This window comes from Streptomyces sp. NPDC086080, from assembly GCF_044540255.1.
Taxonomy (GTDB): Bacteria; Actinomycetota; Actinomycetes; order Streptomycetales; family Streptomycetaceae; genus Streptomyces.
Genome location: NZ_JBITRU010000005.1, coordinates 360388 through 371790, shown reverse-complemented (window position 1 = coordinate 371790; position 11403 = coordinate 360388). Strand labels below are relative to the sequence as shown.

General features: G+C 70.3%; 8 protein-coding genes and 3 pseudogenes. 8 read left to right on the top strand and 3 right to left on the bottom strand.

Annotated features, from left to right (window positions below; genetic code table 11):
• Positions 1-96: 96 nt before the first annotated feature.
• Positions 97-901: pseudogene (locus tag ACIF9R_RS09595) on the top strand (protein spdB); the annotation flags it as partial.
• Between the two features lie 355 nt (positions 902-1256).
• Positions 1257-1805, top strand: coding sequence for a site-specific integrase (locus ACIF9R_RS09590; protein ID WP_399976623.1), 549 nt, complete (start codon positions 1257-1259; stop codon positions 1803-1805).
• A 51-nt stretch (positions 1806-1856) separates the two neighbouring features.
• Here the strand turns inward: ACIF9R_RS09590 and ACIF9R_RS09585 are convergent, their stop codons facing one another.
• Complete coding sequence (locus ACIF9R_RS09585; RefSeq protein ID WP_399976620.1) at positions 1857-2597, bottom strand: Type 1 glutamine amidotransferase-like domain-containing protein; 741 nt, start codon at positions 2595-2597, stop codon at positions 1857-1859.
• Positions 2598-2656: 59 nt separating this feature from the next.
• On the opposite strand from ACIF9R_RS09585, the pseudogene ACIF9R_RS09580 reads away from it, so the two are divergent.
• The 4 genes and pseudogenes from ACIF9R_RS09580 to ACIF9R_RS09565 all read left to right on the top strand — a co-directional run.
• A pseudogene (locus tag ACIF9R_RS09580) lies at positions 2657-3112 on the top strand (diguanylate cyclase domain-containing protein); the annotation flags it as partial.
• 57 nt (positions 3113-3169) lie between these two features.
• Positions 3170-3736 (top strand): annotated as a pseudogene (locus ACIF9R_RS09575) (tyrosine-type recombinase/integrase); the annotation flags it as partial.
• Positions 3737-4047: 311 nt separating this feature from the next.
• Positions 4048-5688, top strand: a complete 1641-nt coding sequence (locus ACIF9R_RS09570) for a penicillin-binding transpeptidase domain-containing protein (protein ID WP_399976617.1) — start codon at positions 4048-4050, stop codon at positions 5686-5688.
• A 126-nt stretch (positions 5689-5814) separates the two neighbouring features.
• The gene (locus ACIF9R_RS09565; protein ID WP_399976615.1) at positions 5815-7479 is read left to right on the top strand and encodes a penicillin-binding transpeptidase domain-containing protein; all 1665 of its coding nucleotides are present in this window, start codon (positions 5815-5817) and stop codon (positions 7477-7479) included.
• A 192-nt stretch (positions 7480-7671) separates the two neighbouring features.
• Here the strand turns inward: ACIF9R_RS09565 and ACIF9R_RS09560 are convergent, their stop codons facing one another.
• Positions 7672-8034 carry an SsgA family sporulation/cell division regulator gene (locus ACIF9R_RS09560; RefSeq protein ID WP_399976612.1) on the bottom strand — a complete coding sequence of 121 codons (363 nt, stop codon included), beginning with the start codon at positions 8032-8034 and terminating at the stop codon, positions 7672-7674.
• Between the two features lie 201 nt (positions 8035-8235).
• Here ACIF9R_RS09560 and ACIF9R_RS09555 point away from each other — a divergent pair, with 201 nt between their 5' ends.
• Together ACIF9R_RS09555 and cbiQ are read left to right on the top strand one after the other, a co-directional pair.
• Positions 8236-9294, top strand: coding sequence for an energy-coupling factor ABC transporter permease (locus ACIF9R_RS09555; RefSeq protein WP_399976610.1), 1059 nt, complete (start codon positions 8236-8238; stop codon positions 9292-9294).
• 1 nt (position 9295) lies between these two features.
• On the top strand, positions 9296-10048 hold the full coding sequence (gene cbiQ, locus ACIF9R_RS09550; RefSeq protein WP_399976607.1) for a cobalt ECF transporter T component CbiQ: 753 nt from the start codon (positions 9296-9298) through the stop codon (positions 10046-10048).
• Here cbiQ and ACIF9R_RS09545 read toward each other — a convergent pair.
• A complete protein-coding gene (locus tag ACIF9R_RS09545; RefSeq protein ID WP_399976604.1) occupies positions 9940-11298 on the bottom strand; it encodes an RNA-guided endonuclease InsQ/TnpB family protein in 1359 nt (452 codons plus the stop codon). The two genes, cbiQ and ACIF9R_RS09545, sit on opposite strands and share 109 nt — an antisense overlap.
• Positions 11299-11403 lie beyond the last annotated feature (105 nt).

Genomic DNA, 11403 nt, shown 5'->3' with positions numbered 1-11403 from the left:
CGCCAGCCAGGCAGCAGCCGAACAAGTGAACCTGAAACCACGTCAATCCACCCTGACCTGCTAGTCAGCCACTCCCGCGCAGCGGGGGAACCTCAGGTCGTGATGTGGCTGGGGACGGCCGTGCCGTGGCCGGTCGCCATGGTCGTGGGTCTCGGGATCGACGGGGGATGGCTGGCCACCCTCGCCTACGAACGCCGATTGGCCGCCCAGGGCGACCACAACCGGGCCGTGACCGCCGTCGGCTGGTCCTTCGGCATCCTCGCCGCCGGTGTCCTGGTCGCCCACGCGCTGACCGCGGAGCACTCCGCCGGCGCGTGGCTGGCCGTGGCATGGCTGCCGATCGCGGCCAAAGCGCTGTGGCTCGTGCACGGCCTGTGGGAGCGCACCGCGCTGACCCCCCGTCGCTCTCGATGCGATCCGCGGGATTCAGCAGGAAGCGCGCGACGAGGCGGCCGTGGCCCGCGCCCGGCTGCGGGCAGAGGCCGCGACCGAGGAGACGCGGCTGACGGCCGTGACCGAGGCCGGTGCGCGCGTCGCACGCGTCCAGGCCAAGACCGCCGCCACCCTCGCCGGGGCGTGGTCGACGCTGGAGACGGCGCGCCAGGGTGACGGTACGAACCGTGCCCTGACGTGCGTCACAGAGCGCGTCACGCCCGCGTCACAGCCGATGTGGAAGCTGCCCGTCTGGGGTCCCAGTGAGCCGGTGCCCGCCATCGAGGCGGTCCCGTCGCTGAGCAATCCGGAGCTGGACGCCATCGTGGCCGACATCCTTCACACCGAGGGTGCGGAGATGACGTACCGCGAGCTGTCGGCCCGCTTCCGAGGCCGGGGACACAGCGCCGGGGAAACCCGGCTGCGTGCCTCCTTCGGGCGCGTGATCCGGAAGGGGACCGCGGCGTGAACACCCCGGCCCTGATCCTGATAGCCGCCTTATCGGCTGTGTGGGGCGTCCACACGGTATGGCTGTCGCGTCGTCTGCGGAGCGCTCGCCGGGACCCGCTCACCGGGTTGTGGACGCGGGAGGCGTTCACCCGCCGGGCCCGCCGCCTGCTGCGCGACCGGCAGGCGGTGGTGGTGCTGGCAGATGTGGACCATGTTGACCGGACTACCGCAGGCCAAGTCGGTGTGTCGGGGGACGCGGTGGGACGGCGACCGGTACGAGACATACAGCCAATTGGAGGAGAGGTTGTATGTCTTTGTCCCCTGACGTCCACCGCGATCTGCGGGCGATTCGGCTTCCACGGTGGGGCCGCGTCGTGCCGACTGGCGACGTGATCCCGTACATGGTCCTGGACCAGCACGGCCAGCCGGTGGAGCCGGTCCGTCGGTTCCTGCGCGACTTCCTGGCCCGCGGTCATTCCGCGGGCAGTGTTCGCAGCTACGCCTTTGACCTGCACCGATGGTGGCGCTTCCTCCAGGCCATCGACGTGCCCTGGGACAAGGTGACGTCCGCCGGGGTCCGCGACTTCGTGCTGTGGATGGGACAGGCGGAGAAACAGCGGCGCTCGCCGAGGACGAAGTCCGCGGCGACGGCGGGCCAGGTCAACGCGGTGACGCGGAAGCAGTATCTGGGAGACCGCTACAGTGCGCGGACGATCCGGCACAACACCGCGGTGCTGCGGTGCTTCTACGAGTTCGTCATCGACGCGGGTGACGGCCCGCTGGTCAACCCGGTCAGGCGTGACCGAAGCCGGGGCAGCGGAGTGCAGCAGTGGCTGCCGGCCATGGCTGCGCTGGACCAGACCCGGGCCCAGAGCAAGACCCGGGTCACTGACCTAGGTCTTCCCCAGATCAGACAACCTTGAAAACCACGCGAGGTACGTCGCAGCCACCGGCGGGGCCGCTCTCTCACCATTTCACGCGGGCGGAGTGGGCTGTTGTGCCGCGATGAGCAGGCGACACTGCAGAGCTCGTTCCTGGACTCCGCTACCCCCGTCTGGCTCTACCCGATACAAACAGGCCTGAGGCGTGCGAGTCACCGCGTCCGTCAACAGACCGTCCGTGAAGAGGGCACCGACGCCGTCCTCCACTGCCCAGCCGGCCGGTAGTGCGCGGGTTGCCACGGCTGCCTGATAGGACGATCGACGACCCGGCTCACTGTCGTAGTGCGGGCAGACCGAGCCGGGCAGCAGGCCCAACCCGTCAGAGAGGTGAGTCAGGGGCCCGAAAGAGTCGGTATGCGATCCCTCGGCCCAGCAGTTGGCACCAGCGCTGATGCCGCACAGCAAGGTCCCGCGGCCGAAGGCCTCGCGCAGCAGTCTGTCCACGCCGTGCGTGCGCCAGACCGCCAGCATGTTCGCGGTGTTGCCCCCACCCACATAGACGACGTCTTGAGAAAGCAGGAACGTGCGCAGGGCGTCGTCATCGAGATCCCGCCGAAACAGCTGCAAGACACTGGGCTCGCAGGAACGCGACTGGTACGCCTCGAAGAACTGCTCGATGTAGGCGGGGGCGTCGCCACTGGCCGTCGGAACGAAGCACACCTTGGGCCGATGAGCCTGCACCTGACCAAGCACCCAGTCATCCAGCAGACCATCGTCGTCGGTGGAGAAGCCGCCTCCAAGGAGAGCCAAACGACGTTCCGGAATGACAGCCACGAGGGTGCCTCCTCAGATCAAGATTCAGACGCGCACGATGCCCTGAACCGTGCCAAGCCATCGGCTATGTCCGCAATCGAATAGTCCCTCTGGCTGCTCGAGGCCCTGTCCATCCAGGGCAGGCCAAGGCCAACCGCAGACGGCGAACGGCGGCAATCAGGCCAGCCCGCGACCTACTCCTAGTCCGGAAAAACCGTTTCAAGCAGGTCAACGACACCCACGGCCACGCCGCAGGCGACGTCCTTCTTGCCGCCACGGCCGCCCGGCTCGCCCACGCGGTGGGCCGCTCCGGTGTGGCCGGCGGGTTGGGCGGGGATGAGTTCGCCGCCGTCCTGGTCGACCGGGACGGCACGGCCGCCGACCAGCTGGCCGTCCTGGGCCGCGTCCTGGCCCGCCCCATCGAGACCGCATCCGAGGTACACACCAGCGTCTCGCTGGGCTGGGTACGCCGCGCCGACAACCCCGACGAGGACCTGTCGGCGCTGCTGCGGCGCGCGGATGAGGCCATGTATGCGGTCAAGCGGACCCCCGCGGCGGTCCGTCGGGCCGCTCTGGGCCGCCTGCTCGCCTCCGAGGGCGGATGGCTGGCCGTGGGCCATCAACTCAAGCGAATCCGGGGCAAGTATGTCTTCGCCCTACCCAAGGGCGGCAAGGTCCGGGACGTGCCGCTTCCCAAGGCTGTGGCCTCCGTGCTCCGGGAACACTCGAAGCGATGCGAGCCGATCGACGTGACGCTTCCCTGGCGTACGCCGGACGGCCCTCTCGTGACCAAGCGGCTCATCTTCAGTGGAGTCGAGGGCAACCACGTGCGCGTGAGCGTCTTCAACGATCACCACTGGAAGCCCGCCCTGGCCGCCGCCGGCATCATCCCCGAGGCGAAGCCGGGCGAGCGCTACGCGTCGGCGCGCGAGCACGGGATGCACGCACTCAGGCACTTCTACGCGTCCGTGCTGCTGGACGCCGGCGAGAACATCCGGGCCCTGAGCCAGTACCTCGGGCACAGCGACCCGGGGTTCACGCTCCGGACCTACACGCACCTCATGCCGAGCAGCGAGGGGCGTACGCGGAAGGCTGTCGACAGCCTGTATCTGGCGTCGAACCCTCAAGATCACGGCCCAGGGACGGCCCAAGCCGCCTGATCCGGCCCCGACCAGAGGCAAAAGCCCTGGTCGGGTCCCTACGGGGCCGGATCCCGCGAACTTCATCTACTTCTGGCCCACCCTCACCGGCCAGCCCATCCCCATCGACGACTGGCGGGCACGGATGTGGCTGGATACGTGGGTCTAGGGGCGGGGTGTCGGCCGGATTTCGGTGGTTGCGGTCTCCGTTGGGACAACAAACGGAAACAGACGTCCCGGTCGTCACGTCCGCCGCATAGAGTGCTCACGGCGCCGGGCTTTCTGAACACGTTCAGAAAACGTGGGGGTCCGGCGGGTGAGGGGATCGCCCGATGGGCAAGGGGGTCAAGGCCGCCGTCATAGGCGGTGTGTTCGCGGTGATGGTGGGAGGTGCCGGGTACGGGGCCTACAACATCGTGTCGGCCGTGAACGGTGACGGGGGCGGCGGGTCGTCGGAGACGAAGAAGTCGGGGCCGCCGGACGAGGACGAGGTCAGGAAGACGACCGAGGCGTTCTTCGAGGCCTGGGAGAAGGGGCAGGCGGAGCAGGCGGCGTCGTACACGAACAACGCTCAGGAGGCCGGAGGGCTGCTGGGGGCGTACGGCGGGGAGGCGCACATCGGCGATGTCGAGATCACGCCCGGTACGGCCACCGGCACCACCGTCCCCTTCACCGTGAAGGGGACCGTCGCCTACGGGGGGAAGTCGAAGCCGCTGAGCTACCGGAGCACGCTCACGGTCGTCCGCGGGGAGACCACCGGGCGGGCGCTGGTCGACTGGAAGCCGTCCGTCGTGCACCCGGATCTGCGGGAGGGCGACACCCTGGTCACCGGGGAGGCCGCGCAGCCACCCATCGAGGCCGTGGACCGCGACGGCACGGTGCTGACGAAGGAGAAGTACCCCTCCCTCGGCCCGATCCTGGACACCCTGCGTCAGAAGTACGGCGCGCGGGCGGGCGGCACCCCCGGCGTCGAGCTGATGGTCAGGCACACCGAGCAGGCTTCGGGCGAGGCCGCCGCGGACACCTCGCTGCTGACCCTGGCCGAGGGGGAGCCCGGCAAGCTGCGCACCACCCTCAGCGCCGGGGTGCAGGCGGCGGCCGAGCAGGCGGTGAAGGGGTTCGCCGAGTCGTCGGTGGTGGCCGTGAAGCCGAGCACCGGTGAGGTGCTGGCGGTGGCCAACCATCGTGCGGACGGGTTCAACGCGGCCTTCCAGGGCCAGGTCGCCCCCGGTTCCACCATGAAGATCGTCACCGCCGCCATGCTCATCGACAACGGCGTGACCTCGATGAACGGTCCGGCGCCCTGTCCGCCGAGCGCGGTGTGGAAGAGCCAGACCTTCAAGAACCTCACCGGCATGGAGCCGAACGAGGGTGCCACCCTCGCCAACAGCTTCCTGCGCTCCTGCAACACGGCCTTCGTCAAGCTCATCGACGAGAAGCCGCTCACCACGGACTCCCTCACCCAGGAGGCGCAGGAGCGGTTCGGGCTCGGCCGGGACGACTGGAAGACGGGTATCGCCTCCTTCGACGGCAGCGTGCCCGCCGTGAGCGGCCCGGACCAGGCGGCGAACGCCATCGGGCAGGGCCAGGTGCAGATGAACCCGCTGAACATGGCCTCGGTGACGGCCACCGCCATCACCGGCACCTTCCGCCAGCCGTATCTCGTCTCCCCCGACCTCGACGACCGGCAGCTGGCGCAGGCCAAGGGCCTGCCGGCGGACACCGCCGCCCAGCTGAAGGAGATGATGCGGCTCACCGCCACCCAGGGCACCGGGCAGAAGGCCATGGCCGGCCTCGGCGGCGACATCGGGGCGAAGACCGGGTCGGCGGAGGTGGACGGCAACGACACCTCGGACAGCTGGTTCACCGGTTTCCGCAACGACGTCGCGGCGGCGGCCATGGCCCAGCAGGGCGGCCACGGCGGCGACGCGGCCGGCCCGATTGTCGCAGCCGTGCTACGAGCGGGCGGCTGATCGCGTCACAGAGTTGACGGGACTCTAGGGTGGTGGCCGTCGTGGGCGTAGAGGGAAGCGCCCTGAGGGCCATGAGCGCCACGCGGGTCACGGGGAGCCCGGCGGGCAGCGGAGGAACGGGAACCAGTGGGCAACAGAGGGCACGCGGCCGGTGGGCGGCGGAAGACGAGGCCCGCCGTGATCGGCGCGGTGATCGCCGTGGTCGTCGTCGGTGGTGGGGTCGGCGCCTACGCGCTGATCGGGGGCGGTGACGAGGACGGCACCCGCGCGAACGCCGCGCAGGCGGAGGTGAAGACCGGGCCGCTGTCCGCCGCCGAGGTCACCGCCGCCGCCGAGCGCTTCCTCACCGCCTGGGAGGCCGGCCAGGTGTCCGAGGCCGCCGCCGCCACGGACGACCCGGAGGCCGCCACCGCCCTACTCACCGCCTACGCCAAGGAGGCCGGGGTCAAGAACGTCACGCTCACCCCGGGCACCGCCACCGGCGGCGAGGTCCCGTTCTCCCTGAAGGGCACGGTGTCGTACGAGGACACGGCGAAGCCGCTGGCGTACGACAGCGCGCTGACCGTCGTCCGCCGGGCCGGGGACGGTGAACCGCGGGTCGGCTGGCGCCCCGAGGTCGTGCATCCCGACCTCAGGGACGGCGACCGGCTCGTCACCGGTGAGGCGGGCACCCCGCCGGTGAAGGCGGTGGACCGGGACGGCGGTGAGCTGACCACCGAGAAGTACCCGTCGCTGGGGTCGGTGCTGGACGGTCTGCGGGAGAAGTACGGGAAGAAGGCGGGCGGCGAGGCCGGCGTCGAGCTGCGGATCGTGCGCGGCGAGGCGTCGGAGCGGGCGAAGCTGTCCGACAGGACGGTGCTGGAGCTGAGCGAGGGCACGCCGGGCACGGTGCGGACCACACTGAACCCGTCCCTGCAGGCCGCTGCCGAGGCGGAGGTGGCGAAGCGGAAGCGGGCGTCGGTGGTGGTGCTGCGTCCGTCGACCGGCGAGATACTCGCGGTGGCGAACTCCTCGCACGGTTTCAACACCGCGTTCCAGGGTTCGCTGGCCCCGGGTTCCACGATGAAGGTGATCACCGCCTCGATGCTGATCGAGAAGGGCCTCGCCTCGATGGACGAGAAGCATCCGTGCCCGAAGTACTTCCGCTACGGCGGCTGGAAGTTCCAGAACCTCGACAAGTTCCAGATCAAGGACGGCACGTTCCGGGCGAGTTTCGCCCGCTCCTGCAACACGGCCTTCATCAGCCAGGCACCCGAACTGAAGAACGACGACCTGACCCGGCACGCCCAGGAGGTGTTCGGGCTCGGGATGAACGACTGGCAGGTCGGTGTGCCGACCTTCGACGGCGCGATACCGGTGCAGAAGGACGCCCCGATGGGGGCCTCCCTGATAGGCCAGGGCGGGGTGCGGATGAACCCGCTGAACATGGCGTCGGTGTCGGCGACGGTCAAGGCGGGCGTCTTCCACCAGCCGTATCTCGTCCCGCCGGAGGTCGACGGGCGCAAGCTGGCGACGGCCGCCCGCACCCTGTCGCCCGGCACACTGGCTCAGTTGCGGGAGCTGATGTCGTACACGGCCACCTCCGGCACGGCGGCGGAGGCGATGGCCGGCGTCGGCGGTGACCGGGGCGCGAAGACCGGGTCGGCCGAGGTCGACGGCCAGAAGAAGCCCAACGGCTGGTTCACGGCGTACCGGGGTGACCTTGCGGCCGCCGGTGTGGTGCAGGAGGGCGGCCACGGCGGTTCGACGGCCGGACCGATCGTGGCGGCGCTGCTGAAGAGCGGCGGCTGAGCGGGAGCCCCAGCGGAGGCTGAGCGGGAGCCCGACCGGCGGCTGAGCGGAAGCCCCAGCGGAGGCTGGGCGGAAGCCGAACGCCGCGCCGACGACAGCCGGAACGGTCAGCGCGGCACCCGGCGTACGCACCCATCAGCGCGGCCCGTCAGTACGCACCCCTCAGCGCGCCACCGGCCGGTCACGCATCCGTCAGTGCGGCACCGGCTCCGCGGCGGAGACGTAGGTACGGCGCAGGAACCGGGTCAGGGTCCTGGTCTCGAACTCCACCACCGAGACGCTCCGCGGGGTGTGGAACTCCACCACGGTCTGCACCCGGCCGCACGGCCACACCCGTATCCCGCCGCTGGTCACGGGGGCACGCAGGCCATGCTCCAGGAGATCCCGCCGCACGGCCCACTCGCGGGGCACGGCGCCGGGCAGCCCGAACCGTACGCACAGGGGGTCGTCCTCGGGGTCGTACCGCAGCACCACGGGGACGGTCCCGCGGTCCTCCAGGCGGGGTTCCGCATCCGTGACGATACGGACTCGCGCGTACTGCTCGACTACGGACATCGGTGGGCCCCTTACGCTGCGTCGCTCTGCATCGAAGGCGTGAATGCCGCGTGCAAGTCGTATACCCACCCCCCGCTCCATCGTGCACCCGATCCGGAATCCGCGCTTCCGAGCGGCGAACGTCACATATGAGGTCGGGGCGAAGTGAAACGAACGTCTCGCTCTTGCAAAGCATTCGCAACTAGCTGCATCATCGAATGCGTGCATGCACCTGACGGATTCATCAACGCCCCCGTGTCCGCCGTGGCCGCGGTCGTCGCCGGGGGCGCCATCGCCGTGAGCCTGCGCGGCGCGCGCCGGGAACTCGACGAGCGCGCCGCCCCCCTGGCCGGGCTGGTGGCGGCCTTCATCTTCGCCGTGCAGATGCTGAACTTCCCCGTCGCGGCGGGCACCAGCGGCCATCTGCTCGGCGGCGCCCTCGCCGCGATCCTCGTCGGCCCGTACACCGGGGTCCTGTGTGTCTCCGTCGTCCTGCTGATGCAGGCCGTCCTCTTCGCCGACGGCGGACTCACCGCGCTCGGTGTGAACATCACCACCATGGCGATCACCACGGCCCTGGTCGCGTACCCGCTCTTCCGCGGTCTGGTGAAGGTGCTGCCGCGCACCCGCCGCTCGGTGACCGCCGCGTCCTTCGTCGCCGCGCTGCTCTCCGTCCCCGCCTCCGCCGTCGCCTTCACCCTGCTCTACGCGGTCGGCGGCACCACCGACGTCTCGATCGGCAAGGTCGCCACCGCCATGGTGGGCGTGCATCTCGTGATCGGCCTGGGCGAGGCAGTGATCACCGCCCTGACCGTCGGCGCGGTCGTCGCGGTCCGCCCGGACCTGGTGCACGGGGCGCGCGGGCTGCGCCGGAAGCTCCGGCTGCGGGTGGGCGGCGAACTGGTCGACGCCCCGGACACCACCGAGCCGGAGCCGGCCGCCGCCCGCTCCCGGAAGGGGGTCTGGATCGGCGGACTGGTCACCTCGCTGATCCTCGCCGGTTTCGTCAGCTTCTACGCCTCCGCGAACCCCGACGGCCTGGAGAAGGTCGCCACCGACCACGGCATCGACGAGAAGGCCCGGGAGCACGCCAACGCCGACTCCCCGCTGGCCGACTACGGTGTCGAGGACGTCGACGACGAGCGTCTGTCCGGCGGCCTGGCGGGCGTGATCGGCGTCGGCGTGACGGTCGTGGCGGGCACCGGCGTCTTCTGGGTGGTCCGCAGGCGCGGTACGGACCAGAAGACCGACGCCGCCTCACCCACCACCACGAGCGTCTGACATGGGAGCGGGCCACGCGCACCGGCTCTACCGGCACGGGCACTCCCCCGTGCACGCCCTGCCGCCGCACACCAAACTCGCCGCGGTCCTCGCCTTCGTGGTCGTCGTCGTGTCGACCCCGCGCGAGGCGATATGGGCGTTCGCGGCGTACGCCGGACTGCTCGCCCTCGTCGCGTACGCCGCCCGCGTTCCAGCCGCCTTCCTGCTCAAACGGCTGCTGATCGAGGTCCCGTTCGTCGCCTTCGCCGTGCTGCTGCCGTTCGTCGCGGAGGGCAAGCGGATCGACGTCCTCGGTGCGTCGCTGAGCGTGAGCGGACTGTGGGGCGCCTGGAACGTGCTGGCCAAGGGCACCCTCGGCGTCGCCGCCTCGGTCCTGCTCGCCTCCACCACCGAACTGCGCGAGCTGCTGCTCGGTCTGCAGCGGCTGAGGCTCCCGCCACTGCTGGTGCAGATCGCCTCCTTCATGATCCGCTACGGCGATGTCGTCACCGACGAGATGCGGCGCATGCGGATCGCCCGCGAGTCCCGCGGTTTCGAGGCACGCGGGGTGCGGCACTGGGGCGTCCTCGCCAAGTCGGCCGGCGCGCTGTTCATCCGCTCCTACGAACGCGGGGAGCGGGTCCATCTGGCCATGGTGAGCCGCGGCTACTCCGGTTCCATGCCGGTGATCGACGAGGTGACCGCGTCCCGCGCCCAGTGGTCGTACGCCTTCGCCCTCCCCTCGGCCGCCCTCGTCATCCGTGTGCTGGGGTGACTCCACCCACCGCTGAAGCGGCGGGCTTCCTGCGTCGGTGGCTCAGCACCGTCGCAGAGGACCAGCCCGGCCCTGCTGAGCACATTGAGCGCGCCTACGTGGTCGGCGTTCGCGAGGAAGCCGCACGCGGTGCACTCGAACTTTGCCTGGGTGACGCGGTTCTCCTTGGCGATGTGCCCGCACTCGGGGCAGGTACGGGAGGTGTTGCGGGCGTCCACCGGGATCACGCGGCGAGCGGCACTCTCAGCCTTCTGCGCCAGGATTCCGAAGAACAGTCCCCAACCCGCGTCGAGGATGCTGCGGTTGAGCCCGGCCTTCGCGGCGGCCCCGTTCGGCAGGAAACCGCCGGGAGTCCCGGGATCGGGCCTGACTGTCGGCCTCTTGGTCATCCCGGCAGTGTTCAGCTTCTCGTGGACGATCACGTCATGCCCGGCGAGGAGCGTCTTTGCGGCCTTGTGGTGGTGGTCGAGCCGCTGCCTGCGAATCTTCGCGTGGATCGCGGCGACCTTCCGGGCCGCCGCGCGGTGGCGCTTGGTGCGCTGCCGGGTCCGCCTGGGGAACGTCGCAAGGTGCTGCTGGGCGGCGGCCAGCTCCTGCGCCATCACCTGGAGGAACCGCGGGTTCTCCACGTGCTCACCGTCGGACGTGGTGAAAAAGTGCCTCACGCCCATGTCGATACCGACGATGCCTCCCGTCGCGGGCAGCGGCTCAGCGGGCACGTCGTCGCAGGCCAGGATCACGTACCAACGGTTCCCTTCACGCTTCACCGAGACCGTTTTGACCCGGCCGCGCACGGGCCGGTGCCGGTGCACGCGGACATGCCCGACACCCTGCAGCCGCACCCGGGTCCGCCCATCGTGCGGGGTGGAGTCCCAGCGGCAGCCGTCCCCGTCCTTCGGAAAGGTCACCGTGTCGAAGTGCCCGACACCCCTGAACCGGGGGTAGCCCGGCGTGAGACCGGCCCTCACCCGGCGGAAGAACGCGGCGAACGCCCTGTCCAGACGGCGCAGCGTGGCCTGCTGGGAGGAGAACGACCAGCGGCCCTGCCGCTCCGGATCGAACGCCCGGATCTCCTTCAGCTGCGCGGACTGACCGCCGTAACGAACGGTGGTCTTCGAGACGTGCCGGTAGGCCTCCCGGCGCTCCTGCAACGCGCCGTTGTACAGCGAGCAGTGGTCCCGCAGTATCTCGGCAAGCGCCTGCTCCTGGCGCACCGTGGGCCGGAGAAGAAACCTGTAGGCACGCATCATCCCGGATCATCCCCCTGTCGCAATCGCACGGTCACAGCCAGTGCAGACAACCTAGCGGGCCCCACTGACAACCATGCGGATCCGTACAGAAAGACGAGGTCAGAG